The organism is Yinghuangia seranimata (assembly GCF_029953285.1).
Classification (GTDB): domain Bacteria; phylum Actinomycetota; class Actinomycetes; order Streptomycetales; family Streptomycetaceae; genus Yinghuangia; species Yinghuangia seranimata.
On sequence record NZ_JASAOI010000034.1, the window covers coordinates 16,095 to 42,498 of the forward strand.

The window sequence follows — 26,404 nt, forward strand, 5'->3', positions numbered from 1 at the left end:
TTGGATGGCGGTCGCCGGGTGTCGACTAGTACGCCCAACAATTGCATCGCGAAGGGTGTTCCATGCGAGGCCCCAGGACGTTTCCGGGCCGGGCCGCGATAGCCGTCGCCGCCCTGCTGCCGCTCTTCGCGCTGACAGGGTGCCTCCCCGGCGACGGCCCGGCCGGCAAGGCGGTGGACGCGGGAACGTTCCGGGTGCTCGACGACAGCGAGCAGGCCCCGGCGTCGCGCGACGAAGACGCCAAGCAGCTCGCCGACTACGTGATGCTCACGGCGAACGACTGGGGCACCGGCTACGACTCCGGCGTCGACGACAACCTCGACGCGCTGCAGACCACGAGCTTCGACGCCGACTGCCGCCTGGTCGGCCGCGAGCTGCCCAAGGGCACACCCGCCTCGCTGGGCCACTGGTACGAGTCGGAGGAGACCAGGACCTACTCCGCCGTGACGGTCCACCAGGGCTCCGTCTCCGCGCGCACCCAGATCGCCTTCCAGCGGGACGGCGTCCGCCGCTGCCCAGTCCAGCACATGGGCGACGACTCCCGCCTCGAAGGCGTCGCGGCCGTCGCGCTTCCCGGCCTCGACCGCGCCGACGAGGTGGTCGCGGACCACGGCCGCGTGGTCTACGACGGCGAGGACTCCGAGGACGTCCAGCGTTACGTGTCCGCCATCGCCCGCAAGGGCAGCGTCGTCGCCGAGGTCTTCCTGCTCGCGTACGCCCACGACGGCGACGACGTCGTCGACCAGCGGCTGCGCGACCAGGCCGCCCGGGCCGTCAAGCTCATGCTCGAACGCCTGGACGAGCACGGCCGCTGATCCGCCGCGCGCCTTCCCCCGTCCGGGAGGACGTCGCCCGGCGTGCCCGGCACCACCCCCGCCAGCCGCTAGCGTTGCGGCCATGAGCGACACGAACTCCGACGACAACCCGCACGGCTTCGAGACGCTGGCCATCCACGCCGGTCAGGAGCCCGACCCGCTTACCGGCGCGGTGGTGCCCCCCATCTACCAGGTCTCCACGTACAAGCAGGACGGCGTGGGCGGCCTGCGCGGCGGCTACGAGTACAGCCGTTCGGCGAACCCCACCCGCACCGCGCTCGAGGAGTGCGTGGCGGCCCTGGAAGCGGGCGCGCGGGGACTTGCGTTCGCGTCCGGCCTGGCCGCCGAGGACTGCCTGCTGCGCACGGTGTGCAAGCCGGGCGACCACGTGGTCATCCCGAACGACGCGTACGGCGGCACGTTCCGCCTGTTCGCGAAGGTCCTGGACCGCTGGGGCCTGGAGTGGACCCCGGCCCCGTCCGGCGACGTCGCGGCCGTGCGCGCCGCGATCCGCCCCGGCCGGACCAAGGTCATCTGGTGCGAGACGCCCAGCAACCCGCTGCTCGGCGTCGCCGACATCGCCGAGCTCGCCGACGTCGCTATGGAGGCCGGCGCGCTGCTGGTCGTCGACAACACCTTCGCGTCCCCGTACCTGCAGCAGCCGTTGACCCTCGGCGCCGACGTCGTCGTGCACTCGACGACGAAGTACATGGGCGGCCACTCGGACGTCGTCGGCGGCGCGCTGGTCGCGGCGGACGCCGAGCTGGGCGAGCGCCTCGCGTACCACCAGAACGCGATGGGCGCGGTCGCCGGCCCCTTCGACGCGTGGCTGACGCTGCGCGGCATCCGCACGCTCGGCGTGCGCATGGACCGGCACTGCTCCAACGCCGAGCGGATCGTCGAACTCCTCAGCGGGCACTCGGCGGTGGCCGAGGTGCTGTACCCGGGCCTGAAGGGCCACCCGGGGCACGACGTCGCCGTGAAGCAGATGAAGGCGTTCGGCGGCATGGTGTCGTTCCGGGTCACCGGGGGCGAGGAGCGCGCCGTCGAGGTGTGCAACCGCGCCGAGTTGTTCACGCTCGGCGAGTCGCTCGGCGGCGTCGAGTCGCTGATCGAGCACCCCGGGCGCATGACGCACGCGTCCGCCGCCGGTTCGCCGCTCGAGGTGCCCGCCGACCTCGTGCGCCTGTCGGTCGGCATCGAGACGGCCGACGACCTGCTGGCCGACCTCGAGCGCGCGCTCGGCTGACCCGGTACGGCCCAGCACCACGACGTACGCGGCGCGCCCGGTCTCAGCGGCTGGGCGCGCCGCAGTCGGCGCACTGCGCGTAGCGGGTGCCGTCGGCGCCGGTCACCTCGGCGATGACGGGCCCGCCGGTCGTGAACGCCCACAGGAACGCGATGTTGGGCACGCCCGTGATGCGCACCAGGGCCAGGTCGTTGCCGACGCCGTCGTCCGAGATGTGGCCGAACACGTGGTCGTTCTCGGCGAACCGGCCGAGCACGACCACCACGACGAGCTGGTACCCCTCCGGCGCGCCCCGGCCGGGGTTGAGCACGGCGATGTCGAACTGCCCGGTCGGCGGCATGAACCGGCACGAGTCGATGATGCCGACACCGCCCGGCGCGGTGACGTCGCCGACGCACCAGCCCTGCCGGTCCACCCACGCGCTGCTGCCGAGTCCGACGAGACCCTTCGGGGGCTCCGGACGCGTCGGGTTGGGCGGCGGGTTCGGGCCACGCGTCACCGTGGGCCCGGGACCCGGGGCCGCGTGGCGGTGGTTCGCGGACACTCCGACGACCAGCGCCGTGGCCAGCGCCGCGCACGCCAGCAGCGCTCCCGCCGCCCGCAGGACGCGGACCCGCGCCGCGGCACGCCGCGCCCGTTGCGCGGCCCCCGCCGGCAGTGCGCGCGCCGGGTAGTCCGGCGGATCGCCGAGCCGGGTGCGCGGGCCGAGCACCGGGTCGAGGCCGCCCGCGCCGGGCGTGTGGTGCAGGTACGTCATCGCCACGGACGCGACGGGATCCGCCGTGGGCGCCTTCCCGGCCGCGCGGGTCGGCGCGGTGCCGGGCGCCGGTCCGCGCGCGGGCGCGTCCGAGGAACCGGCCCCGGCCGGCTCCGCCGGATCGGGACCGGCGCCACCCGCCCCGGGCCCGCCCGGGGCCGGATCGGCTGCGATGCTCATCGCGTCTCCTCGGGGACGCCGTCGGGACACGGCCCGGACGGACACCGGACCGTGCGGTGCGCGTGCCTTGCGTGTGCCGTCATGCCAGGTGCGGTCGTGTGCCGTCATGCCACGTGCGGTCGTGTGCCGTGCGAGACGCCCCGCCGCGAAGACCCGTTCCCTGTCAGGCCGATGCCCACCCCCGCGCCGGCTATGCCGACTGCCGCCCGCGGGTGCGGCGGCCGCGCGTCATCAGGATCGGCAGCGCCGCCTCGTACGCCTGGTGCGCGTCCTCGACCGGCACGCGCAGCAGTTCGGCCGTGTCGAACGCGTCGAAGCGCGCGTACGCCCGCAGCACCACCGCGGCGCGCTCCAGCCGGGTCAGCCGGTCGAGCGCGGACAGGACGGCGAACCGCACGCTGCGCGCCTCCGCGTCCAGCGCGTTCGCGGCGACCTCCGCCGGCTCGGCGTCCTCAGCCGCGACGCCGTCCTCAGCCGCGACGCCGTCCTCCGCCGTCCACACCACCGCCCAGGTGATGGGCTGCGGCCGCCACGGCAGCGGCCGCCACGTGTCCAGGTACCCGGTGAGCAGCGCCCGGTAGGCGATCCGCGTGGGGTCGCGCTCGACGGCGTGCCGCCACTGCAGCCAGGTGTGCATCAGCGCGCGCCGGACCCGGCGTTCGGCCCGCGCGGGGTCGCCGGTCAGCAGGTCCGCGGTGTGCAGCAGCCGTTCGCCCGCCGCGTGGACGAAGGCGTCGAACTCACGTTGATCGCGGCGGTTCACGACACCTCCCGACGATGTGCCTTGTGGTGTGCACTTGTTCCACCGGGAGCGCGAAAGGATCCCCTTGACCGGAATATCACGAGTAGACCGCCATCTGCGCCGGTTTCCCGGTGATTTCCCGTCACCTTGCGCGCCCATGTGATCCCGTTGCGTCCGTCCCCGCCCGCGGCCCGCCCCGCCGCGGATACCGACATACCCGTCGGCACGTCCGCGCAACATCCGTTACGACACGGCGGCCGTGGCCCTATCCTTCGTGCCACCACAACCGTGACGACGAGCGAGCTGGCCATGACACCCGATGAAGCGCACGACGAAGCGCCCGACACCGTGCTGTACGACCGACTGCAGCACGAGGTCGCCCTGTTCGCGCGCCGTGCCGAGCAGACCCGGCTGGGCGCGGCCGGCGAACTGCGCTACACGATGGACCGGGCGGCGTACCTGCTCCTGGGCCGGCTCGAGGCCGAGGGCCCGATGGGTGTGAAGGCGCTCGCGCAGGCGATGTCCATCGACTCGTCCACGGTGACCCGCCAGGTCACACCGCTGGTCGACCAGGGGTACGTGGACCGGGTGCCGAACCCCGACGACGGCCGCGCGGTGCTGCTGCGGCTGTCCGAGATCGGCCTGGACCGGCTGCACCAGGTGCGCCGCGCCCGGATCCAGCTCATGGCCGAAATGTGCGCGGAGTGGAGCGCCGAGGACCGCGAGCGGTTCACCGAGCTGCTGACCCGCTTCAACCAGGAGATGGTGCGCCGTCAGGCGGCCCGGCAGTTCGCCGCGCCGAAGGACGAGTCGAAGGACGAGCCGGAGGACGGCGGAACCGCCGGTGACAGACTGGGGGCATGAGCACGCCTGCCCCCGCGCACGCCCACGAGGCGACCGCGCCGGTGACCCTCGACGACATCCGCGTCGCGCACAAACTGCTCGACGGAGTCGCCCGCAGCACGCCCCTGGAAGGCTGTCGCGCGTTGACCGACCGCATCGGCGGCCCGGTCTACCTCAAGTGCGAGAACCTTCAGCGCACCGGATCCTTCAAGATCCGCGGTGCGTTCGTCCGCATCTCAGGCCTGTCCGAGGAGGAACGCGCCCGCGGCGTCGTCGCGGCCAGCGCCGGCAACCACGCGCAGGGCGTCGCACTCGCGGCGCAGCTGCTCGGCGTGCGGTCGACCGTCTTCATGCCCGCCGGAGCCCCGCTGCCGAAGATCGCCGCCACCCGCGGCTACGGCGCCGAGGTGCTCCTGGAAGGCACCACGGTCGAGCACTGCCTGACCGCCGCCAAGGCCTACGCGGAGGCCACCGGCGCGGTCTTCATCCACCCCTTCGACCACCCCGACGTCGTCGCCGGCCAGGGCACCGTCGGCCTGGAGATCCTCGAGCAGTGCCCCGAGGTGCGCACCATCCTGGTCGGGACCGGCGGCGGCGGGCTGCTCGCCGGTGTCGCGGTCGCGGTCAAGGCGCTGCGGCCGGACGTGAAGGTCATCGGCGTGCAGGCGGCCTCCGCCGCCGCGTACCCGCCCTCGCTCGCCGCCGGGCACCCCGTCACGCTGCCGTCGGTCAGCACGATGGCGGACGGCATCGCGGTGGGCCGCCCCGGCGAGGTGCCGTTCTCGCTGATCAGCGAGCTGGTCGACGACGTCCGTACGGTCGGCGAAGAGTCGCTCTCGCAGGCCCTGTTGCTGTGCATGGAACGCGCCAAGCTGGTGGTCGAGCCGGCCGGCGCGGCGTCCGTCGCCGCCCTCCTGGAAGCGGGGGGCACCGCAGGGGCCACGGCCTACGCGCCGATCGAGGCGCCGGTGGTCGCGGTGCTGTCGGGCGGCAACGTCGACCCGCTGCTGATGCTGCGCGTCCTGCGGCACGGCATGGCGGCGGCCGGCCGCTACATGCTGCTGCGCGTGCGCATCCCGGACCGCCCGGGCGCGCTCGCGACGCTGCTGGCGACGCTCGCCGACACCGACGCCAACGTCGGCAACGTGACCCACGTCCGCACCGGCGCGAAGCTCCAGCTGGGCGAGGTCGAGGTCGAGCTGCAGCTGGAGACCAAGGGCCCCGAGCACTGCCGCGCGGTGGTCGCGCACATCGCGGAGGCCGGCTACCCGGTGATCGAGGGCTGACCGGGTGTGACCGCGGGTGCCCCGGCGGATATTGGGGCGCGGATGTCGGCCGCGTCTGGTTGGCTCGGAGGGGTACCGGGTGGACACCGGGTGGATCAGTCACGCCCACCCGTCTCCCCCCACCACCCATATTCGAAAGCGCTTCGCGCTTGCCCCCTTGTGCCACCCGGTACCCGCACGCGCGGTCCGCCGTCGACGGCACAGTGGAGCTGATCAAGGCGGTGCCCCGGTACGGCCGACCGCGACGCCTCCCCCGTCAGAGGAGTGATCCACCGACATGCAAGAAGCGATCATCGCCGAAGGCCTGGTGAAGACCTTCGGCGACGTACGCGCGCTCGACGGTGTCGACCTGTCCGTCCCGACCGGCACCGTGCTCGGCCTGCTCGGGCCGAACGGTGCCGGCAAGACCACCACCGTCCGCGTGCTGACCACCCTGCTCCGGCCCGACGCGGGCCGCGCGGTCGTCGCCGGGATCGACGTGCTCAAGCACCCGAACCAGGTCAGACGCTCGATCGGGCTGTCGGGCCAGTTCGCCGCGGTCGACGAGTACCTGACCGGCCGCGAGAACCTCCAGATGGTCGGCGAGCTGTACCAGATGTCCGCGCGCGACTCGAAGGCCCGCGCGCTGGAGCTGCTGGAGTGGTTCAACCTGTCGGACGCCGCCGACCGCCCGGCCAAGACGTACTCCGGCGGTATGCGCCGCCGCCTCGACCTGGCCGCCGCGCTGGTCGTCCGGCCGCCCGTGATGTTCATGGACGAGCCGACCACGGGCCTCGACCCGCGCAACCGGCTCGCGCTGTGGGAGGTCATCCAGAAGCTCGTCGAGGACGGCACCACGCTGCTGCTGACCACGCAGTACCTGGAGGAGGCGGACCACCTCGCGCACGACATCGTGGTGGTCGACCACGGCAAGGTCATCGCGCGCGGCACCGCCGACCAGCTCAAGGCGCAGGTCGGCGGCGAGCGCGTCGAGGTGGTCGTGCAGGACCGCGACCTGATCGGCACCGCGAGCGAGGTGCTGCGCGGCTACAGCCGCGACGGCGTCGCGGTCGACAAGCACACCCGGCGGCTGACGATCCCGGTGCAGGGCGGCGCGAAGCTGCTCGCCGAGGTCATCCGGGACCTGGACGCGCGCGGCATCGAGATCGACGACATCGGGCTGCGCCGCCCGACCCTCGACGACGTGTTCATCTCGCTCACCGGCCACCACGCCGAGGACGCCGACGAGGACGAGCAGGACACCCACGCAAGCGGCGGGAAGAGCGGAAGCGGCGGGAAGACCGCCGCCGCGGTCCCGGCGGCCGGCGACAGCGGAAAGGACGCGGCCTGATGACCGCCACCGACACCACGACCGTCGTCCCCAAGACGCTGGCGCCCAAGACCCGCGGCGGTGTCGCGCAGTCGGTCCACGACTCGCTCGTCATCGCCAAGCGCAACCTCATCCGGATGATGCGGATCCCGGAGATCGTGGTCTTCGGCCTGATCCAGCCGGTCATGTTCGTGCTGCTGTTCTCGTACGTGTTCGGCGGCTCGATCAACGTCGACGGCTCGAGCGACCCGAAGGCGTTCCGCGAGTTCCTGATGGCGGGCATCTTCACCCAGACGGTGACCTTCGCGACCGCGGGCTCCAGCGCCGGCATCGCGGAGGACATGACCAAGGGCCTCATCGACCGGTTCCGGTCGCTGCCGATGGCCCGCGGTGCGGTGCTGACCGGCCGCACCATCGCCGACCTCGTGCAGACCGCGCTCACGATGGTGGTGCTGGTCGCCGTCGCCCTGCTGGTCGGCTGGCGCATCCACGAGGGCCTGCCCAAGGCGCTCGGCGCGTTCGGCCTGATGCTGCTGCTCGGCTACGCGTTCACGTGGATCGGCGCGCTGATCGGCCTGTCCGTGCGCAGCCCCGAGGCGGCCACCTCCGCGGGCCTGATCTGGCTCTTCCCGGTGACCTTCGTGTCGAACGCCTTCGTGCCGACCGCGGGCATGCCCGGCTGGCTCCAGACCATCGCCGACTGGAACCCGTTCAGCGCAACGGTCCAGGCCGGGCGCGTGCTGTTCGGCAACCCGGGCGTGTCGCAGTCGGACGCGTGGCCGATGCAGCACCCGGTGTGGGCGTCGCTGTTCTGGTCGCTGCTGATCATCGTCGTCTTCCGCACCCTCGCGGTGCGCAAGTACCGGTCGACCACCGCGTGACCCGGGCCCGCGAGGGCGCGGGCACGGGTTCCACCGACCGCGGACGACGCGAGGGCCCCGGCGGGATGTCCGCCGGGGCCCTTCGCCGTGTCGGTCGCGGTCAGCCGGCGTACGGCTTGACCTCGATGATCTCGACGTTCATGCTGCGCCCGTTGGGCAGCTCGTAGGACGCGCTGTCGCCGACCTTCTTGCCCCTGATGGCGGTGCCGAGCGGCGAGGCGGCCGAGTAGACGTCCATGTCGTCGGCCGCGTCCTCGCGCGAGCCGAGAAGGAACGTCATGGTGTCGTCCTTGTCACCTTCGAACGCGACGGTGACGACCATGCCCTGGCCGACCACACCGGTGTCCGCGGGCGCCTCGCCGACCTTCGCGCTGTCCAGGATCTGGCGGAGCTGGCGGATGCGAAGCTCCTGCTTCCCCTGCTCCTCCTTGGCCGCGTGGTAGCCGGCGTTCTCCTTGAGGTCGCCTTCCTGGCGAGCCTCCTCGATCTTGGCGGCCAGCTCGGTACGGCCGGGACCCGACAGGTGCTCCAGCTCGGCGGTGAGCCGGTCGTACGCCTCCTGGGTGAGCCAGGTGACGGAGTCGCTGGTCTGGGTCACGGATGCTCCTCGTCGGTCATGGAACGTGTTCTTCGCCCCGAATAAATCAAGCGCCCCCTCACCGGCCGGGTCCTGCACAGCTACCGGCGATGAAGGGACGAAACCCCGAGACTAACAATTTCCCAGGCGGGCGGGCAGTCATGCTCAGCTGATGCGGCAGCCGTCCAGTTCCGCGGTGTTGGGGCGGGCGGTCGTCTGCAGGACCTCGGTGACGACGACGGTCCGCGCGTCCGAGGCCGGGATCCGGACCTCCTTGCGGCCCACCTCGGAGCCGTCCGAGGAGCGCGAACGAAGTACACAGACGGCGGACTTGTCCTTGTCCTTCACGACCTCGATCCGCGCCTCGACCGAGTGGTCCGAGGTGACCTTGAAGGTCGGAATACTCGCCCGCACGTCGGGGTTCGCCTTGTCGAGGCCGATCCACACCGTCCCGGAGACCAGCAGCACCAGGAAGACCACGAAAGCGATCCGCAGGCCCCTGTCGTTGGAGGTGCCCTTGGAGGCGGCGTTCCCGCCGGCTCCGTCGGGGCGGGGGACGCGGCGGCCGTACCGGTCGCGGGCGGCGTTGGTGTCCGCGCCACGGGGCTGGCTCACTGGGTCACTCCCGGGTCGGTGGGCGGGTCGGCGGTTTCGCCGGGGCCCGCTGCTTCGGCCACTATATGACGGGTCTCCGAAGCACCAGGGGGCCGCCTCCGCAAAGCCCGGGGGCGTTACTAGGAGGAGCGACTTTTCCCGTGAGTGAGCGGCTGAGGCTGATGGCGGTGCACGCGCACCCCGACGACGAGTCGAGCAAGGGCGCGGCCACCATGGCGCGGTACGTACGCGACGGCGCCGAGGTGCTCGTCGTCACCTGTACCGGCGGGGAACGCGGGTCGGTGCTCAATCCCAAGCTCCAGGGCGACCCGGAGATCGAGGCCAACATCGACGAGGTGCGCCGCAAGGAGATGGACGCGGCGCGCGAGATCCTCGGCGTCGACCAGGCGTGGCTGGGCTTCGTCGACTCCGGTCTGCCCGAGGGCGACCCGCTGCCGCCGCTGCCCGAAGGGTGCTTCGCGCTGCAGCCGGTGGAGAAGGCGGCGGAGCCGCTGGTGCGCCTGATCCGCGAGTTCCGTCCGCACGTGGTGACCACGTACGACGAGAACGGCGGCTACCCGCACCCCGACCACATCCAGACTCACAAGATCTCCGTCGCGGCGTTCGACGCGGCCGGCGACCCGGACGCGTACCGCGAGGCCGGCGCGCCGTGGCAGCCGCTGAAGCTGTACTACAACCAGGGCATCTCCAAGGCGCGCGTGATCGCGCTGCACGAGGCCATGGTCGAGCGGGGCCTGGACTCGCCGTACGGCGAGTGGCTGGAGCGCTGGGGCGAGCGCAAGGAGCGCGAGATCACCACGCGCGTGCCGTGCTCGGACTACTTCCCGGTCCGTGACGCGGCGCTCATCGCGCACGCGACGCAGGTCGACCCCGACGGCTTCTGGTTCCGCGTGCCGCTGGAGGTCCAGCAGGAGGTGTGGCCGACCGAGGACTACGAGCTGGTGCGCTCGCTGGTCGACACCGACCTGCCCGAGGACGACCTCTTCGCGGGCATCCGGGCCGCCGCCACGGCCTGACCCGGGGCGCCGCGCGGCGCCTCGCTCGGCCGAGCGACCCGACGGCCGCCCCTGTTTTCACATCCGAACAAGCGGATGCGACCCTTGAGGGGCGGCCGTCGTCGTGCGCCGCGCTTCGTCGACTTGGAGGACCACCCATGACCCCGCTCGCCCTGCAGCTCGCGGTCGAGGACGACCGGGTCTCGCCCGGCCTGCTCGGCTTCTGCGTCGTCGCGGTCCTGGCGGTGGCGACATGGCTGCTGCTCAAGTCGATGAACAAGCAGATGAAGCGGGTCAACTTCGAGGAGCGCCCGGAGACGCCGGCCGCGCCCTCCTCCGACGACGCGGCCGACGGGCGTCCCGAAGGCGCCGACACCGCGGCGGACGCCGACGGCGACCGCGAGCACCAGGACAACGGCGCCAAGTAGCCCCCCGGGGCGGCGGGCCCCTGCGCGGCCGCGCGGCTGCGAGGATGGGCCCATGAGCAACCGCCTTGCCGGATCGACGTCGCCCTACCTGCTCCAGCACGCGGACAACCCGGTCGACTGGTGGCCGTGGGGCGAGGAGGCGTTCGCCGAGGCACGGCGCCGCGACGTCCCGGTGCTGCTGAGCGTCGGATACGCGGCGTGCCACTGGTGCCATGTCATGGCGCACGAGTCGTTCGAGGACGCCGAGCTCGCCGCCTACCTGAACGCGCACTTCGTGCCGGTCAAGGTGGACCGCGAGGAGCGGCCCGACGTCGACGCCGTGTACATGGAGGCCACCACCGCCATGACGCAGCACGGCGGCTGGCCCATGACGGTGTTCACGACCCCCGACGGCGAGCCGTTCTACTGCGGCACCTACTACCCGCCCACGCCGCGGCACGGCATGCACTCGTTCCGGCAGATCCTCGAAGGCGTCGCGACCGCCTGGAAGGAGCAGCGCGACGAGGTGGTCGCCGCGGGCGCCCGGGTCGTCGACGCGCTGTCCGAGCCGCGCGAGGCACTGTCCGGCGCGGAGCCGCCGGGCCCCGAGGAACTGCACACCGCGCTGGTGCAGTTGACCCGCGCGTACGACGAGACGCGCGGCGGCTTCGGCGCCGCCCCCAAGTTCCCGCCGTCGATGGTGCTCGAGTTCCTGCTGCGCCACCACGCCCGCACCGGCTCGCAGGCCGCGCTCGACATGGTCGAGCACACCTGTTCCGCGATGGCCCGCGGCGGCATGTACGACCAGCTCGGCGGCGGTTTCGCGCGCTACTCGGTCGACACGACGTGGACCGTGCCGCACTTCGAGAAGATGCTGTACGACAACGCGCTGCTCATCCGCGTCTACACGCACCTGTGGCGCGCCACCGGGTCGTCGTTCGCGCGCCGCGTCGCGCTGGAGAGCGCCGACTTCCTGCTGCGTGAGCTGCGCACCACCGAGGGCGGCTTCGCGTCCGCGCTGGACGCCGACAGCCCCGACGCCGAAGGCCACCCCGCCGAGGGCGCGTTCTACGCCTGGACCCCCGACCAGCTGACCGACGTGCTCGGCCCGGTCGACGGGGCGTGGGCTGCCTCGCTGTTCGACGTCACCGACGCGGGCACGTTCGAACACGGCCTGTCCGTGCTGGCGCTGCCGGTCGACCCCGACGATCCGGCGCGCTACGACAGCGTCCGCGAACGGCTGTTCCGGGCACGTGCCGAGCGCACCCCGCCGGCCCGCGACGACAAGGTGGTCGCGGCGTGGAACGGCCTGGCGGTCGCCGCGCTGGCCGAGGCCGGCGCGCTGTTCGACCGCCCCGACCTCGTCGACGCCGCGATCGCTGCCGGCGACCTGCTGGTGAGCGTGCACCTGGGCACGGGCGGCGCCGAGGACGACGAGACGTGGGGCGACCGTCTGGTGCGCACCTCGCGCGACGGCCGTCCGGGGCCCAACGCGGGCGTGCTGGAGGACTACGCCGACGTCGCCGAGGGCTTCCTCGCGCTGTACGCGGTCACCTCCGACGACGCGTGGCTCACCTTCGCCGGGGTACTGCTCGATGTGGTCCTGAGCCACTTCACGGCGGAGAACGGCGAGTTCTTCGACACCGCGGACGACGCCGAAGCGCTGTTCCGGCGGCCGCAGGACCCGACGGACAACGCCGCGCCGTCCGGCTGGAGCGCCGCGGCGGGGGCACTGCTCACGTACGCCGCGTACACCGGCTCGGACGCGCACCGCGAGGCGGCCGGCCGCGGCCTGGGCGTGGTGCGCGGACTGGCCGGTGCCGCGCCGCGCTTCATCGGCTGGGGGCTGGCCGTCGCCGAGGCGTGGCTCGACGGGCCGCGCGAGATCGCCGTGGTCGGGCACTTCGACGACCCGGACACCCGTGCGCTGCGCCGCGTCGCGCTGCTGGCCACGGCGCCGGGCGCCGTGGTCGCGGTGGGCGAGCCGGCGGACGAGAAGGACCCGGGCGTGGTGACGCTGCTGCGCGACCGGCCGCTGCAGGACGGCAAGGCGGCCGCGTACGTGTGCCGGCACTTCGTGTGCCGCGCGCCGACCGGAGACCCGGCCCAGCTGGCCGCACAGGTGGGCGCCCGCGACCCGGAATGACGGGTTGGCCGCGCGGGGGCGGCGGCCGGATGGCCGCCGCGAAACCGTCACCCGAAGAGCTGGCCGCGCGGCGCCGCGGGGGTGGCGTGCGCGGGCGACAGGGGTGCATACCCAGTATCGTCAGGCGGTAGCACGAGGCCACTTCGGCGGATGCGAGGAGCAATGCCCTTGCCGCGCAAGGCGTTCGGCTGGTTACAGGCGACCACGCGGTCGCGTGGTCCGGGCGAGCCGGCGCCGGCCTCGCTGGCGTTCCTCGCGTTCTCCCTCGCGATGTACCTGATGGCGCGCTGGCTGAGCTATCCGTCGATGGTCGACCTGCAGGTGTACCGCTGGGAAGGCGCCGCGGTCGCGGCCGGCGTCGACCTGTACGGGCCGCTGCCGACGCCGCACGGCCTGCCCGCCACGTACCCGCCGTTCGCGGGACTGCTGTTCACGGCGCTGATCGTGCCGGCGTACCAGCCGCTGCGGCTCGCGGTGATCGCGCTGAACCTGGTGCTGCTGCTGACCGTCGTGGTGCTGTCGTGCCGCCTGGTGGGGATCGGGGGCCGGAACCGCGCGACGGTCGTGGTGACCGCCACGGCGCTGGGCATCTGGGCCGAGCCGGTGTTCACGACCTTCCGCTACGGCCAGATCAACCTGGCACTCCTCGCGCTGGTCCTGTGGGACTTCACGCGGCCCGCGAGCGCCCGCACCCGCGGTGTCGGGATCGGCATCGCGACCGGGATCAAGGTCACCCCCGCGATCTTCATCGTCTACCTGCTGCTGACCCGCAGGTTCCGCATGGCCGCCGTCGCGGCCGGCACGTTCGCCGCGACGGTCGCGGCGGGCGCGGTGCTGCTGCCCGACGCCACCCGCCGGTTCTGGACCGACCTGCTGTTCGACACCGAGCGCGTCGGCCGCCCGGAGAACGCCGCGAACCAGACGGTGAAGGGCTGGATCGTCCGGTTCACGCACGACCGGCAGCCGGACAAGGCGTGGATGCTGCTGGTGGCCGTGGTCGCCGTTGCGGGCCTGGCGTGCGCGGTGTTCGCGTACCGCCGCCTCGGCGACCGCTGGGGGCTGCCGGTCTGCGCGGTCACCGGGCTGCTCGCGGCCCCCGTCGCGTGGACCCACCACTGGGTGTGGTGCGTGCCGATCGCGCTGCTGCTGTGGGTCGACGCGCGGCGGCTGCTGGCCGCGGCGCTGGTCTTCTGGACGTTCGCCGTGTGGGCGGTGCCGCACGAAGGCGGCCGCGAGCTCCGCATGTACTTCTGGCAGATCCTGCTGTCCGGCTGGTACGTGCTGTTCGGCGCCGGATTCGTGCTGCTCGCCTGGTCGTACGCGCGCCGCGAGGCCCCGCCGACCGAGGGCCGGCCCGCGCCGACCCGGTCGAAGGCGCCGGCCGGTTCCGCCTGACGCCCGCCCGGGGCGGAGGCGGGTCAGAACGTCCGGAGTCCGGTCTCCACGAAGTCCAGCGCCTCCTCCATGCGGTCGGCCGGGCTGCCCTCGCAGCCGTCCTCGGCCCACGAGAGCATCGCCTCGTTGAGTGCCGACCCGATCGCGGCGGCCGCGTACCGCAGGCGCGGATCGGCGGGGTCCTTGCCGGTGCGCTCGGCGAACGCCTCGGAGAGCATCCGCCAGCCCTCGGTCTGCTGCAGCTGGCTGCGCTTGCGCAGGCTGGGGACGCTGACCATCAGCTGCATGCGGATGACCATCTCCTCGCGCTCGGCCTCCATCAGGACCCGCAGCGGGCCGAGGACGGCGCCGCGCAGCATCTCGATGAAGGTCGCGTCGGCCGGGCCCTCGCGCATGAGCTTGATGATCAGCGGGTCGTACTCGTCGGTGAGCACGACGTCTTCCTTGGTGGGGAAGTAGCGGAAGAACGTGCTGGGGGAGACCTCGGCGGCCTCCGCGATCTCCTCGACGGTCGTCTCGTCGAAGCCCTGGTCGCGGAACAGCCGGTACGCCTCGCGCCGGATCGCCTCGCGGGTCCGCCGCTTCTTGCGCTCCCGGAGGCTGAGCGGCGGCTCGTCCAGCATCGGGTGGCGCGGTGTGTCGGGGGCGGAGGCCTTCGAGGTCATGACCCCGATTGTCGTGCAGCCGTCGCGACCGGGCCAGGACCGCCCCCGACCGCGCGCCATCAGGCGGGCACCCGCGCGGTGTCGTCGGACTCGGCGTCCGGCGCCAGGTCCGTCGTGTCCGCCGGGGCCGGCGCGGCGGCGGAACGCCCGGGCAGGAACGCGCCCACCAGGACCGCCGCGAGGACGGACGCGGCGCCGCACGCCACCAGCACCAGGTCCATGCCGTGCACGAAGGCGTCCTGCGCCGAGGCCAGCAGGCCCGGATCGGCGGTGCGGTGCGCGATCTCGACGGCGCTCGCCACCGAGTCGTTCGCGGGGCCGGCGACGCCGAGCCGGTCGGTGTAGGCGCCGGCCAGGATGCTGCCGAGCATCGCGACGCCGAGCGCGCCCGCGACCTGCTCGAGGGTCTGCATCAGCGCGGAGCCGACGCCGGCCCGTTCGGGGGACAGTGTGGCGAGCACCGCGTCCATGCCGGGGATCATCGCGACGCCGAGCCCGAAGCCGCTCAGCGCGAGCCACGCCGCGGTGAAGCCGTAGCCGTCGTCGGCCGAGCCCGTCGCGCCGAGGAACACGCCCGCGGCGGCCACCAGCATCCCGGTGGGGATGACGACGCGGAAGCCGAACCGGGCGACCATCGGCGCGCTGACGACCGCCGCCGCGAACACGCCGCCGATCAGCGGCAGCAGCCGCAGGCCGGTGCCGAGCGAGCCGTGTCCGTCGACCGCCGCGAACCGCTGCGGCAGCACGAAGAGCACGCCGGTGAGCACGAACGACGGCACCACGGCGGCGAGCGAGCCCCACAGGAAGTTCCGGTTGCGGAACAGCGAGAAGTCGATCATCGGCGCGCGCCGCCGGGTCTCGCGGATCACGACCGCCGCGATCAGCACCACGCCGCCCGCGAGGTAGCCGAGCACGCGCGGGTCCGTCCAGCCCAGCCGGGACGCCTCGGTGCCGCCGAGCACCACGACCGCGAGGCCGGCCGCGCCGAGCAGCGAGACGGGGACGTCGATACGCCTGGCCTCGGGGTCCTTCGACTCGGGGATCCACAGCACCGCGGCGGTGATGGCGATGGCGACCAGCGGCAGGTTCAGCAGGAACACCGAGCCCCACCAGAAGTGCTCCAGAAGCGCGCCGCCGACGATCGGTCCGAGCGGCAGGCCGAGCGCGGTGGCGGCGGCCCACACGCCGATCGCCCTGGACCGCTCCTCGGCCGGGAACACGCTCGGCAGGATCGACATCGACAGCGGCATGACCAGCGCGCCGCCCGCGCCCATCGCCGCGCGGGCCGCGATGACCTGCGGCACCGAGTCGGCGAACGCGCCCAGCAGCGACGCGGTGCCGAACAGCCCGAGGCCCAGCAGGATCATCCGCTTGCGCCCGAACCGGTCCCCGAGCAGTCCGGCCGGGACCAGCGCGGCGGCGAACACGACGATGTACCCGTCCACGATCCACTGCAGGTCGCCGTTGTCCGCGCCGAGCCCGGTGGCCAGTGTCGGCAGCGCGACGTTCAGGACCGTCGAGTCCAGCCCCAGCGCCAAGACGCTGAGCGCCAGCGCCGCCAGCGCCCACCAGCGGCGCGGGTGCGCCTCCTGCCTGATGTTCTCCATGTCCGCCTCCCCGAGCACACGATTATGACTCTCACTCTGAAATGAGAGTAACTCTCAAAAGATGGTGTGCGTCAAGAGGCGTCGACTGTCATGAAGGCGCGCGGGCATGCGAAAGAGGCCCGCCCCCGGGTGGGGGCGGGCCTCCGTGTGCTCGCGGGCGGCCGCTCGGCGGCCTCGCGTCAGTGCGAGTAGGCCACGATCGAGACGCCGATGTAGTGGGCGGTGAACGCCGCCAGCGTGAACGCGTGGAACACCTCGTGGAACCCGAACCAGTGCGGCGACGGGTCGGGCCGCTTCAGCCCGTAGACCACCGCGCCGATGCTGTACAGCGCCCCGCCCACGATGATCAGCACGAGCACGGCGACGCCGCCCTCGCGCAGGAAGTCGGGGATGTAGAACACCGCGGCCCAGCCGAGCGCCACATAGACCGGTGTGTAGAGCCACCGCGGCGCACTGATCCAGAAGACCCGGAAGCAGATGCCGGCCAGCGCCCCGCCCCACACCACCCACAGCAGCGGCGAGCGGACGCCGAAGAGGATGATGGAGAAGGGGGTGTAGGTCCCCGCGATGATGAGGAAGATGTTGGCGTGGTCCAGCCGACGCAGCACCGCCTCGCCGCGCGGCCCCCAGTTGCCGCGGTGGTAGAGGCCCGAGGTGCCGAACAGCATCGCGGCGGTGAGTGCGAACACCGCGCAGGCGAGCCGCGCCTTCGTGGAGTCGGCGACGCTCACCAGGACTATGCCGCCGGCCACGGCCACCGGGAAGGTCCCGGCGTGCAGCCAGCCGCGCAGCTTGGGCTTCTGGCGCACCAGCGCCCCGCCGCCCGCCAGGGCGTGTACGTCCAGACTCATGCGGGAAGTCTACTTACGGGGACGTAGGTTACTCATAAGTAGGACGTGAAACTCATCACGGAATATCCAGCGCCTACCCGCGATCCCACGCTGTTCTTTGGGTCGTCCGTCCGATTTGGGGGGACAACTTCCCGGTGGTGACCCTCCCGCCCGATCCCTCCTACGGGTGACCGCGTTAAAATCCCCGCAACCCTCAACCCCGACGCCGGGGGCTCGCCGTCCCCGGCGCGAAATGGAGCGATCGTGGCGTACGAGGCCCTTGGCCTGGACAAGGCCCCGACGAAACACAGTCAGCTGATCGAATGGGTGCGCGAGATCGCGGAGCTCACCCAGCCGGACCGGATCGAATGGTGCGACGGTTCCGAGGCGGAGTACCAGCGCCTCGCGGACCTGCTCGTCGAGAACGGCACGTTCAAGAAGCTCGACGATGTGAAGCGTCCCAACAGCTACTACGCCGCGTCCGACCCTCGGGACGTCGCGCGTGTGGAAGACCGCACGTACATCTGCTCGGAGAAGCAGGAAGACGCCGGCCCGACGAACAACTGGGTCGCGCCCGCCGAGATGCGTGCCAAGTTCGGTGAGCTGTTCAAGGGCTCCATGAAGGGCCGCACGATGTACGTTGTGCCGTTCTGCATGGGTCCGCTCGGCTCCCCGCTGGCCGCGTACGGGGTCGAGATCACCGACTCGGCCTACGTCGCGGTGTCCATGCGCACCATGACCCGCATGGGCCAGCCGGTGCTGGACATCCTCGGGACCGACGGCGACTTCGTGAAGGCGGTGCACACCCTCGGTGCGCCGCTGGCCGAAGGCGAGGCCGACGTGCCGTGGCCGTGCAACGACACGAAGTACATCTCGCACTTCCCCGAGGACCGGGAGATCTGGTCCTACGGCTCCGGCTACGGCGGCAACGCCCTGCTCGGCAAGAAGTGCTACGCGCTCCGCATCGCCTCGGTCATGGCCCGCGACGAGGGCTGGATGGCCGAGCACATGCTCATCCTCAAGCTCACGCCGCCCACCGGCGCCGAGCCGAAGTACGTCGCGGCCGCGTTCCCCTCCGCGTGCGGCAAGACCAACCTCGCCATGCTCCAGCCCACCATCCCGGGCTGGAAGGTCGAGACGATCGGCGACGACATCGCCTGGATGCGCTTCGGCGCCGACGGCCGCCTGTACGCCATCAACCCGGAGGCGGGCTTCTTCGGTGTCGCGCCCGGCACCGGCGAGGAGACCAACGCCAACGCGATCAAGACGCTCTGGGGCAACTCGGTCTTCACCAACGTCGCGCTCACCGACGACGGTGACGTGTGGTGGGAGGGCCTCACCGAGGCCGCCCCGGCGCACCTGACCGACTGGAAGGGCAACGACTGGACGCCGGACTCGGACGCGCCCGCCGCGCACCCGAACGCCCGGTTCACCGTCCCCGCGTCGCAGTGCCCGACCATCGCCCCCGAGTGGGAGGACCCGGCGGGTGTGCCGATCTCGGCCATCCTGTTCGGCGGCCGCCGCGCGAGCGCGGTGCCGCTGGTCACCGAGTCCTTCGACTGGCAGCACGGCGTCTTCCTCGGCGCGAACGTCGCGTCCGAGAAGACCGCGGCCGCCGAGGGCACGGTCGGCGAACTGCGCCGCGACCCGTTCGCGATGCTCCCGTTCTGCGGCTACAACATGGGCGACTACATGGCCCACTGGCTGGAGATCGGCAAGGCGACCGACGCCGGGAAGCTCCCGAAGATCTACTACGTGAACTGGTTCCGCAAGGACGCCGAAGGCCGCTTCGTGTGGCCCGGCTTCGGCGAGAACAGCCGCGTGCTCAAGTGGATCGTCGAGCGCCTCGAGGGCGGCGCGGAAGGCGTCGAGACGCCGATCGGCGTCCTGCCGAGCCGCGAGGCGCTGGACCTGGACGGCCTGGAGATCTCGGACGCCGACATCGAGCTGCTGCTCAGCGTCGACCGGGAGATCTGGAAGAAGGAGGCCGCGCTGGTCCCCGAGCACCTGGAGAAGTTCGGCACGCACACGCCGCAGGAGCTGTGGGACGAGTACAACGCGCTCGTCACGCGCCTGGAGGCGTGAGGCACCGTTCCACCCTCCGCCGGGCGGCCCCCCCCCGCCCCCCGGCCCCCGCCCCCCCGGGCCCCCCCCCGCCCCCCCCGCCGCCCGCCCCCCGCCCGCGGCCGGCCGGCGGACCACGCGGACCGCACACGGCCCCGCCGGGTTACCCGGCGGGGCCGTGTCACGTCGTTGACACGCTGAGTCTTCACCGAGTCTTCACGCGTGACGGCCCATCGGGTGATTCCTGCTTGGCCGCTCGCGGGAGTAGGGTTTCGGGCGCGGGTGATCCATAGGACGGAGGAGCAGGTGGACATGAGCCTGCGGGACCTCGCCTACGGCGCGTACGGACGGCGGATCGAGGCGTCCCTCGACCCCACCGCTATCCCGCGCCATGTCGGCGTGATCCTGGACGGCAACCGGCGCTGGGCCAAGGCGTACGGGGAGTCGTCGGCGGAAGGCCATCGCAAGGGCGCCGACAAGATCCACGAGCTGCTCGGCTGGTGCGAAGAGGTCGGCGTCGAGGTGGTCACCCTGTGGCTGCTGTCCACGGACAACCTCAACCGTCCGCCGGACGAGCTCGCCGAGCTCATGGAGATCATCGAGAACGCGGTGCGCGACCTGGCCGCCGCGCGGCGCTGGCGGGTGCACCCGGTCGGCGCGCTCGACCTGCTGCCCGAGCACACCGCGCGGGTGCTCAAGGAATCCGAGGCGGCGACCGCCGACTGCGACGCGGTCTTCGTCAACGTCGCGGTCGGCTACGGCGGCCGCCGCGAGATCGCCGACGCGGTCCGCTCGCTGCTCCAGGAGCACGCCGGACGCGGCACCTCGATCGAGGAACTCGCCGAGGTCCTCGACGTCGAGCACATCTCCGAACACCTGTACACCCGCGGCCAGCCGGACCCCGACCTCGTCATCCGCACGTCGGGCGAGCAGCGGCTGTCCGGATTCCTGCTGTGGCAGAGCGCCCACTCGGAGTTCTACTTCTGCGAGGCGTTCTGGCCGGACTTCCGCAAGGTCGACTTCCTGCGCGCGCTCCGCGACTATGCGGCGCGGCACCGGCGTTACGGGGCCTGACCGGCGAATCCGGTGTCTGATACCCCGCCGGAAGTGAACGTGAACGCACGGCAAATGATCGCGCGGATTGTGTTGCGACGCATGTTGTAGGGAATAACTCCGCCAGACATCGGCGGCATCCGCCGGTGTCCGCAACGCAGGTGACCCCCCGTCACCTGCCAGGGAGGCCCTTCCGTGCGGATACTGCACAACTGTCCACGGCGACAGGAGGGCCAGGCACCCGGCCCTCGGGCCCGGTCCTGGACTCCGAGCGATCAGGGCGTACGGTGCGCGCGCCCTGAAAGGGGGCGAGGCTTCCCGTGGCCACGAACCAACGCCGTGCTCCGCAGCGCCGCACGTACGTCCTTGACACCAGCGTGCTGCTTGCGGACCCTGCCGCATTCTTGCGGTTCGACGAGCACGAAGTGGTCCTGCCCGTCATCGTGATCACCGAGCTGGAGGCCAAGCGCCACCACCCCGAGCTCGGTTACTTCGCCCGGCACGCGCTGCGCAGTCTGGATGAACTGCGCACGAAGTACGGCCGGCTCGACGCCCCCATCCCCATCGGGGAGGCCGGCGGCACGTTGCGGGTGGAGCTCAACCACATCGACGCGACCGTCCTCCCGCCCGGATTCCGGCTCGGCGACAACGACTCGCGCATCCTCGCGGTGGCCCGGCACCTCCAGGCGGAGGGGCACGACGTCACCCTGGTGTCGAAGGACGTTCCCATGCGGGTGAAAGCGTCCGCGGTGGGTTTGAGCGCGGAGGAGTACCTGGCGGAGCTCGTCAGCACGTCCGGCTGGACGGGCATGGCCGAACTCCAGGTCGCCGCCCAGGACATCGACGACCTGTTCGAGCACGAGCGGGTGCGCCTGGAGGCCGCGGCCGATCTGCCGTGCCACACCGGCCTGGTGCTGGTGAGCGAACGCGGCAAGGCACTCGCGCGGGTGACGGCCGACAAGCAGGTGCGCCTGGTGCGCGGCGACCGCGACGTCTTCGGACTGCACGGCCGCAGCGCCGAACAGCGCATCGCGCTCGACCTGTTGCTCGACCCCGAGGTCGGCATCGTGTCGCTCGGCGGGCGTGCCGGCACCGGCAAGTCCGCGTTGGCGATGTGCGCCGGTCTGGAGGCCGTCCTCGAACGGCGGCAGCACCGCAAGGTGATGGTGTTCCGTCCGCTGTACGCGGTCGGCGGCCAGGAGCTCGGCTATCTGCCCGGCACCGAGAACGAGAAGATGAGCCCGTGGGCGCAGGCGGTGTTCGACACGCTGTCGGCCGTCACCACCGCGGACGTCATCGAAGAGGTCGTCGGGCGCGGGATGCTCGAAGTCCTGCCGCTCACCCACATCCGCGGCCGCTCGCTGCACGACGCCTACGTGATCGTCGACGAGGCGCAGTCGCTCGAGCGGAACGTCCTGCTGACCGTGCTGTCCCGCATCGGCAGCAACTCGCGCGTGGTGCTCACGCACGACGTAGCGCAGCGTGACAACCTGCGGGTGGGCCGGCACGACGGCGTCGTCGCGGTGGTCGAGAAGCTCAAGGGGCACCCGCTGTTCGCGCACGTGACGCTCACGCGCAGCGAGCGTTCGCCGATCGCGGCGCTGGTCACGGAGATGCTGGAGGACCTGCCCGCGTAGCCGGGGCACGTCCCGAGCCGTACGTCGACAAGGCCGGCGGCCCTGCTTGTCAGGGCCGCCGGACCTGTGTGAAAGTCCCGGTCCGTACGGGGCCAAGGTCCCGGTTCGGTACATCTGATGACACCGTGCCACGTTAACGACGCCTTTATCCGCGAGTGTGCGATGCTCCGGAAACGGCATGCCGCCGGGTCGAAACCGATGAGCGTATTGCGCGCCACAAGTCCCCCGCAGCGGAACTGATTTGTTGCCGTTGTTTCCCCTGCTGTGACTTTCGACACCCGCACGAAAATTGCCTTCGCGTGTCGCCCTGAGGCAGGCTCGTTGACTTGTAGGACCCCGCGTATGGCTGTGTGCGCCCAGAAGGTCGCCGGAACTCCGGCGATTCGGACGGGCGCGGGCACCGGCGACTACTCGCCACCAGCACGACGCAACTGAACAGAGCCCGCCGCCATACGCCGCCCGAACCTTGTGCCCGCCCCTCGGGGTGTGCCGGGCCAGAGCCTCCCGTGACCAGCTAGACCGGGGAGGCCCGCGACCAGGGGTGAGGCCCGCCTGCCGCCGCGAGGTGGCGGGCGACTGCGGAAGGAACATGTGTGAGCCGGGTTTCGGTCCGGGGGATAGCCGTGGCCTCTGCCACGGCCGTAACGGCGGTCGGCGCTGTTGTCGGTATCACGGGTACCGGCGCGACCGCTTCCAGCGCCCAGACGGTCGACACCGCGAGCACCACGACCAAGCTCCTCGATGTGCCGGGTACCACCCAGGCGCAGCAGGTGAGCAGCGGTGTTCTCACGCAGGCGGACGCCCAGACCGCCGCGTACGACGAGGCCCAGCGCTTCCAGGCCGAAGAGGCCGCGCGCATCCAGGCCGAGCAGCAGGCGGCGGCGGACAAGGCGGCCGCCGACAAGGCGGCCGCGGAGAAGGCCGCGGCGGACAAGGCGAAGGCCGACAAGGCCGCGGCCGACAAGGCCGCCGCCGACCGCGCGAGCCGCTCCGACACGCGCGCCCCGGTCACCGCCAACCCGGGTGACCCCAGGGCCATCGCGCAGTCGATGATGAGCGCCACCCAGTACCAGTGCTTCAGCAACATCGTGGAGCGCGAGAGCGGCTGGAACTACAAGGCGACGAACGCGTCCTCCGGCGCGTACGGCCTGGTCCAGGCGCTGCCGGGCTCGAAGATGGCCACGGCCGGCGCCGACTGGCGCACCAACCCCGAGACCCAGATCAAGTGGGGTCTCGACTACATGAACAGCCGCTACGGCAGCCCCTGCGCCGCGTGGTCGTTCTGGCAGTCGCACCACTGGTACTGAGCCGACCGCTCAGCACCACCGCTAGCACCACCGCTCGACCGGGCCCTGAGGGCCCGTAGAAGCCACGCGAGCCCCGCCGGCGCCTCCTGGGAGGCCCTGGCGGGGCTCGTGGCGTTACGGACCCGCCTGGGGCCCGCGCACGCCTTGCCGTGCGCCGCCCTGGCGGGGCGTCTCTTCGGTTGTCCGCATCCGTCGTGTCCGGCGGTGGTGACCAGCGCACCGCCCGGACCGGGTGAGGCCCGTACGCCAGGGGGGAAGGTGCCCGAGGCGCACGAAGAGCTTTGTACCCGGCCCGGGTGGGCCTAAACCGGACAGATCCGGAGGTTCTTCGGGATCACTGCGGACGGGGTCAGATCCGCTCGATGATGGTGCCGGAGGCGTTGGCGCCGCCCGCGCACATCGTGACCAGCGCGGTGCTGCCGCCGGTGCGCTCGAGCTCGTGCAGCGCGGTGGTGAGCAGGCGGGCGCCGGTCGAGCCGACCGGGTGGCCGAGGGCGATGGCGCCGCCGTTGACGTTGAGCTTGTCGGGGTCCGCGCCCTGGACCTGGGCCCACGACAGCACGACCGAGGCGAAGGCCTCGTTGACCTCGTACAGGTCGATGTCCGACAGCTTCATGCCGGAGCGGGCGAGCAGGCGCTCGGTCGCGTCGTTCGGGCCGTCGAGGTGGTAGTAGGGGTCGGCGCCGACCATCGCCTGCGCGACGATGCGGGCGCGCGGGCGCAGGCCGAGCGCCCGGGCCTTGTCCTCGTCCATGAGCATGATCGCGGCGGCGCCGTCGGAGATCTGCGACGAGTTGCCGGCCGTGTGGATGCCGTCCGGGAGCACCGGCTTGAGCTTGGCGAGGCCCTCGGCGGTGGTGTCGCGCAGGCCCTGGTCGACGGAGACGAGGCGGGTCTCGCCGGTCGGCTTGCCCTCGGCGTCCAGGATCGGCGCCTCGACGGGGACGATCTGCGACGCGAAGCGGCCCTCCTCCCACGCGCGCTTGGCGTTCGCCTGCGAGCGCAGGCCGAGCGCGTCGACGTCGGCGCGGGTGATGCCGCGGTTCTTGGCGATGCGCTCGGCGGCGGTGAACTGGTCGGGCAGGTCGATCGCCCAGTCCTCCGGCTTCGACCGCTGGCCGGGCTTGGCGGTGTGGCCGAGCGGGTTGCGGCTCATCGACTCGATGCCGCACGCGACGCCGACCTCGATGGCGCCGGTCGCGATCAGGCCCGCGATCAGGTGCACGGACTGCTGCGCGGAGCCGCACTGGCAGTCGATGGTGGTGCCGCCGGTGCGGTGCGGGAGGCCCGCGTACAGCCACGCGTGGCGGACGATGTCGCCGGACTGCTCGCCGGCCTGGGTGACGCAGCCGCCGATGGCCTGGTCGACCAGCTCGGGGTCGATGCCGGACCGCTCGACGACCGCCAGCTGCGCCTTGCTCAGCAGCTGGAGCGGGTGCAGCCCGGCGAGATGGCCGTTGCGCTTGCCGATCGGGGTGCGGACGGCCTCGACGATGACAGGGTTGCCCACCGCGGTGCTCCTCGGGTTCTGTGACTATGTCAAGGATATGTACGGCTCACCGTACGGCGACGCGGCGGCCGCTTCAAGGGCCTGGCCGACGCGCGTCGGTGCGAGGTGACGCAACTCGCACCGAATCCCCACAGGACCCTCGCCTCTCATCCCTCTGCGTGTCGCCGATCTTGATTACGCTTCGTAGTGTGAGCACCGAGGGGGAGCGTGGTCGGAAACCGCCACGTGGTCGGCCGTACGACCGCCGTTCGCAGATCCTCCGGCATGCGCGGACGCTCTTCGCGCGGCAGGGGTACGGCGGCACGACAGTCCGTCAGATCGCGGACGCGGCCCAGTTGTTGTCCGGAAGCTTGTACCACCACTTCGCCTCGAAGGAGGCGATGTTGCTCGACATCATGGAGGACTTCTTCGCCGATACGCTGACCCGGCACCGCGCGACGCTGGCCGCGGCGGCCGACGATCCCGTCGTCGCTCTGCGTGGTCTGATCCGCAGCACCCTGTCGGTGATCGCGCGGGATCCGGACACCGCGCTCGTGGTGGTGGGGGAGTGCCGCCGGCTGGCCCAGACGGAACGTTTCGGGTGGCTCGCCGAGCGCACCGCGGAGACGTCCGGCATGTGGCGGCGGGTGCTCGAGGACGGCGTCCGCAGCGGGGCGTTCCGCGCCGACCTGCGGCCCGCGACCACGGCGCACCTGGTGCAGACCGCGGTGTGGGCGATGGCGCAGTGGTACCGGGGCGACGGCCGGTACGGGCCCGACGAGGCGTCCGGGATCGTCGTCGACCTCTTTCTCGGCGGGCTGGCCGCGTCCGAGGCGTACCGTACGCGCGGGCTGGACGCGATCCTCGGCGGCGCCCGCCCGTCACGCCCCGCGGTCGGGGTGGCGCCCAAGGCGTTCGGGACGCCGGAGGAGCGCATGGGGCGGATGGCGGTACCGGGGACGGGGGACGCGCGGGCGCGCATCGCGTACGCGGCCGGCGTGCTGTTCGCGCAACAGGGCTACGCGGTCACCACCATCAGGCAGATCGCCGAACTGGCGGGCGTGCCGGTGGGCAGCGTCGCGCACCACATCGGCAGCAAGGAACGGCTGTTCGCGCAGATGATGAACGGCTTCTTCCGCGAACTGCGCGAAGGGTTCGAGCGCGACGCGGCCCTCGGGCCCACGCCGATCGCCCGGATCGAGGGGCTGGTCAGGCACACCGTCGACACGCTCGCCGACCACGGCGTGGTCGCGGTGATCCTCATCAACGAGCGCTGGGAGGACCTGCCGACCGGCGAGCTGGACATGCTGTTCGGGTACGTCGACGCCGTGTGGACACAGGCGTTCGCCGACGGGATGAGCGCGGGCGTCCTGCGCGACGGGCTGGACGCGGCGTTCGCGCAGCGCGTGGTGCGGAGCGCGATCTCCACCAGCAGCGGGGCGTTCCGCGGGATGGGGGTGGCGGACGTGGCGGGGCTGTACCAGGAGATCGCGCTGGCGGGGATCGGGGCGCGGGCATGAGAACGGGGCGGTACGGGAGTTCCCGTACCGCCCCG

23 protein-coding genes and 1 pseudogene are annotated in these 26,404 nt (G+C 72.1%); 16 read left to right on the plus strand and 8 right to left on the minus strand.

Annotation, left to right across the window (positions count from 1 at the left end):
• Window positions 1-62: 62 nt before the first annotated feature.
• Window positions 63-815: a hypothetical protein gene (locus QI554_RS22020; RefSeq protein ID WP_281471900.1), complete on the plus strand. Its 753-nt coding sequence runs from the start codon at window positions 63-65 to the stop codon at window positions 813-815.
• A gap of 82 nt (window positions 816-897) precedes the next feature.
• Window positions 898-2,064, plus strand: a complete 1,167-nt coding sequence (locus QI554_RS22025; protein ID WP_281471901.1) for a cystathionine gamma-synthase — start codon at window positions 898-900, stop codon at window positions 2,062-2,064.
• Between the two features lie 43 nt (window positions 2,065-2,107).
• Here the strand turns inward: QI554_RS22025 and QI554_RS22030 are convergent, their stop codons facing one another.
• Both QI554_RS22030 and QI554_RS22035 read right to left on the minus strand, forming a co-directional pair.
• Complete coding sequence (locus tag QI554_RS22030; protein WP_281471902.1) at window positions 2,108-3,001, minus strand: hypothetical protein; 894 nt, start codon at window positions 2,999-3,001, stop codon at window positions 2,108-2,110.
• Between the two features lie 190 nt (window positions 3,002-3,191).
• Window positions 3,192-3,764 carry a hypothetical protein gene (locus QI554_RS22035; protein ID WP_281471903.1) on the minus strand — a complete coding sequence of 191 codons (573 nt, stop codon included), beginning with the start codon at window positions 3,762-3,764 and terminating at the stop codon, window positions 3,192-3,194.
• A 288-nt stretch (window positions 3,765-4,052) separates the two neighbouring features.
• Here QI554_RS22035 and QI554_RS22040 point away from each other — a divergent pair, with 288 nt between their 5' ends.
• The 4 genes from QI554_RS22040 to QI554_RS22055 all read left to right on the plus strand — a co-directional run bounded on the left by QI554_RS22040 (window position 4,053) and on the right by QI554_RS22055 (window position 8,062).
• Window positions 4,053-4,607, plus strand: coding sequence for a MarR family winged helix-turn-helix transcriptional regulator (locus QI554_RS22040; RefSeq protein WP_281471904.1), 555 nt, complete (start codon window positions 4,053-4,055; stop codon window positions 4,605-4,607).
• Complete coding sequence (ilvA, locus tag QI554_RS22045) at window positions 4,604-5,872, plus strand: threonine ammonia-lyase (RefSeq protein WP_281471905.1); 1,269 nt, start codon at window positions 4,604-4,606, stop codon at window positions 5,870-5,872. Before QI554_RS22040 ends, ilvA begins: the two co-directional genes overlap by 4 nt.
• Window positions 5,873-6,149: 277 nt before the next feature.
• Window positions 6,150-7,202, plus strand: coding sequence for an ATP-binding cassette domain-containing protein (locus QI554_RS22050; protein ID WP_281471906.1), 1,053 nt, complete (start codon window positions 6,150-6,152; stop codon window positions 7,200-7,202).
• Window positions 7,202-8,062, plus strand: a complete 861-nt coding sequence (locus QI554_RS22055) for an ABC transporter permease (RefSeq protein ID WP_281471907.1) — start codon at window positions 7,202-7,204, stop codon at window positions 8,060-8,062. Before QI554_RS22050 ends, QI554_RS22055 begins: the two co-directional genes overlap by 1 nt.
• A 100-nt stretch (window positions 8,063-8,162) precedes the next feature.
• Here QI554_RS22055 and greA read toward each other — a convergent pair whose 3' ends face one another.
• A complete protein-coding gene (greA, locus tag QI554_RS22060) occupies window positions 8,163-8,660 on the minus strand; it encodes a transcription elongation factor GreA (protein ID WP_281471908.1) in 498 nt (165 codons plus the stop codon).
• Between the two features lie 144 nt (window positions 8,661-8,804).
• Entirely contained in the window at window positions 8,805-9,254 is a 450-nt protein-coding gene (locus QI554_RS22065) for a DUF4307 domain-containing protein (RefSeq protein WP_281471909.1), read from the minus strand.
• A 140-nt stretch (window positions 9,255-9,394) separates the two neighbouring features.
• On the opposite strand from QI554_RS22065, the gene mca reads away from it, so the two are divergent.
• The 4 genes from mca to QI554_RS22085 all read left to right on the plus strand — a co-directional run bounded on the left by mca (window position 9,395) and on the right by QI554_RS22085 (window position 14,197).
• Window positions 9,395-10,270 (plus strand): mycothiol conjugate amidase Mca, encoded by an 876-nt coding sequence (gene mca, locus QI554_RS22070; protein WP_281471910.1) that lies wholly within the window; start codon window positions 9,395-9,397, stop codon window positions 10,268-10,270.
• A gap of 137 nt (window positions 10,271-10,407) precedes the next feature.
• Entirely contained in the window at window positions 10,408-10,677 is a 270-nt protein-coding gene (locus QI554_RS22075) for a hypothetical protein (protein WP_281471911.1), read from the plus strand.
• A 52-nt stretch (window positions 10,678-10,729) separates the two neighbouring features.
• Complete coding sequence (locus QI554_RS22080; RefSeq protein ID WP_281471912.1) at window positions 10,730-12,802, plus strand: thioredoxin domain-containing protein; 2,073 nt, start codon at window positions 10,730-10,732, stop codon at window positions 12,800-12,802.
• Between the two features lie 162 nt (window positions 12,803-12,964).
• A complete protein-coding gene (locus tag QI554_RS22085) occupies window positions 12,965-14,197 on the plus strand; it encodes a glycosyltransferase 87 family protein (RefSeq protein ID WP_281471913.1) in 1,233 nt (410 codons plus the stop codon).
• Between the two features lie 23 nt (window positions 14,198-14,220).
• Here QI554_RS22085 and QI554_RS22090 read toward each other — a convergent pair whose 3' ends face one another.
• The 3 genes from QI554_RS22090 to trhA form a co-directional block, all read right to left on the minus strand.
• Window positions 14,221-14,862: a TetR family transcriptional regulator gene (locus QI554_RS22090; protein WP_281471914.1), complete on the minus strand. Its 642-nt coding sequence runs from the start codon at window positions 14,860-14,862 to the stop codon at window positions 14,221-14,223.
• A 59-nt stretch (window positions 14,863-14,921) separates the two neighbouring features.
• Window positions 14,922-16,469, minus strand: coding sequence for an MFS transporter (locus tag QI554_RS22095; protein ID WP_281471915.1), 1,548 nt, complete (start codon window positions 16,467-16,469; stop codon window positions 14,922-14,924).
• Window positions 16,470-16,648: 179 nt separating this feature from the next.
• Complete coding sequence (trhA, locus tag QI554_RS22100) at window positions 16,649-17,320, minus strand: PAQR family membrane homeostasis protein TrhA (protein ID WP_281471916.1); 672 nt, start codon at window positions 17,318-17,320, stop codon at window positions 16,649-16,651.
• 240 nt (window positions 17,321-17,560) lie between these two features.
• On the opposite strand from trhA, the gene QI554_RS22105 reads away from it, so the two are divergent.
• The 4 genes from QI554_RS22105 (at window position 17,561) to QI554_RS22120 (ending at window position 23,360) form a co-directional block, all read left to right on the plus strand.
• A complete protein-coding gene (locus QI554_RS22105; RefSeq protein WP_425528029.1) occupies window positions 17,561-19,384 on the plus strand; it encodes a phosphoenolpyruvate carboxykinase (GTP) in 1,824 nt (607 codons plus the stop codon).
• Between the two features lie 291 nt (window positions 19,385-19,675).
• On the plus strand, window positions 19,676-20,437 hold the full coding sequence (locus QI554_RS22110) for an isoprenyl transferase (protein ID WP_281471918.1): 762 nt from the start codon (window positions 19,676-19,678) through the stop codon (window positions 20,435-20,437).
• Between the two features lie 299 nt (window positions 20,438-20,736).
• Window positions 20,737-22,053 (plus strand): RNA 5'-3' helicase PhoH2, encoded by a 1,317-nt coding sequence (gene phoH2, locus QI554_RS22115; protein WP_281471919.1) that lies wholly within the window; start codon window positions 20,737-20,739, stop codon window positions 22,051-22,053.
• A gap of 593 nt (window positions 22,054-22,646) precedes the next feature.
• Window positions 22,647-23,360: an aggregation-promoting factor C-terminal-like domain-containing protein gene (locus QI554_RS22120; RefSeq protein WP_485131016.1), complete on the plus strand. Its 714-nt coding sequence runs from the start codon at window positions 22,647-22,649 to the stop codon at window positions 23,358-23,360.
• Window positions 23,361-23,709: 349 nt separating this feature from the next.
• Here QI554_RS22120 and QI554_RS22125 read toward each other — a convergent pair whose 3' ends face one another.
• Complete coding sequence (locus QI554_RS22125; RefSeq protein ID WP_281471921.1) at window positions 23,710-24,870, minus strand: steroid 3-ketoacyl-CoA thiolase; 1,161 nt, start codon at window positions 24,868-24,870, stop codon at window positions 23,710-23,712.
• Window positions 24,871-24,896: 26 nt separating this feature from the next.
• On the opposite strand from QI554_RS22125, the pseudogene QI554_RS22130 reads away from it, so the two are divergent.
• Window positions 24,897-25,202 (plus strand): annotated as a pseudogene (locus tag QI554_RS22130) (TetR/AcrR family transcriptional regulator); the annotation flags it as partial.
• Between the two features lie 48 nt (window positions 25,203-25,250).
• The gene (locus QI554_RS22135; RefSeq protein ID WP_281471987.1) at window positions 25,251-26,369 is read left to right on the plus strand and encodes a TetR-type transcription factor C-terminal domain-containing protein; all 1,119 of its coding nucleotides are present in this window, start codon (window positions 25,251-25,253) and stop codon (window positions 26,367-26,369) included.
• Window positions 26,370-26,404: the final 35 nt, after the last annotated feature.

Coding starts and splice junctions, on each gene's coding strand:
- QI554_RS22030 (WP_281471902.1), bottom strand. CDS start 3,001: ATGAGCATCGCAGCCGATCCGGCCCCGGGCGGGCCCGGGGCGGGTGGC.
- QI554_RS22055 (WP_281471907.1), top strand. CDS start 7,202: ATGACCGCCACCGACACCACGACCGTCGTCCCCAAGACGCTGGCGCCC.
- QI554_RS22090 (WP_281471914.1), bottom strand. CDS start 14,862: ATGACCTCGAAGGCCTCCGCCCCCGACACACCGCGCCACCCGATGCTG.
- ilvA (WP_281471905.1), top strand. CDS start 4,604: ATGAGCACGCCTGCCCCCGCGCACGCCCACGAGGCGACCGCGCCGGTG.
- QI554_RS22085 (WP_281471913.1), top strand. CDS start 12,965: ATGCCCTTGCCGCGCAAGGCGTTCGGCTGGTTACAGGCGACCACGCGG.
- QI554_RS22135 (WP_281471987.1), top strand. CDS start 25,251: ATGTTGCTCGACATCATGGAGGACTTCTTCGCCGATACGCTGACCCGG.
- QI554_RS22050 (WP_281471906.1), top strand. CDS start 6,150: ATGCAAGAAGCGATCATCGCCGAAGGCCTGGTGAAGACCTTCGGCGAC.
- QI554_RS22025 (WP_281471901.1), top strand. CDS start 898: ATGAGCGACACGAACTCCGACGACAACCCGCACGGCTTCGAGACGCTG.
- QI554_RS22095 (WP_281471915.1), bottom strand. CDS start 16,469: ATGGAGAACATCAGGCAGGAGGCGCACCCGCGCCGCTGGTGGGCGCTG.
- QI554_RS22040 (WP_281471904.1), top strand. CDS start 4,053: ATGACACCCGATGAAGCGCACGACGAAGCGCCCGACACCGTGCTGTAC.
- QI554_RS22075 (WP_281471911.1), top strand. CDS start 10,408: ATGACCCCGCTCGCCCTGCAGCTCGCGGTCGAGGACGACCGGGTCTCG.
- trhA (WP_281471916.1), bottom strand. CDS start 17,320: ATGAGTCTGGACGTACACGCCCTGGCGGGCGGCGGGGCGCTGGTGCGC.
- QI554_RS22110 (WP_281471918.1), top strand. CDS start 19,676: ATGAGCCTGCGGGACCTCGCCTACGGCGCGTACGGACGGCGGATCGAG.
- QI554_RS22080 (WP_281471912.1), top strand. CDS start 10,730: ATGAGCAACCGCCTTGCCGGATCGACGTCGCCCTACCTGCTCCAGCAC.
- QI554_RS22020 (WP_281471900.1), top strand. CDS start 63: ATGCGAGGCCCCAGGACGTTTCCGGGCCGGGCCGCGATAGCCGTCGCC.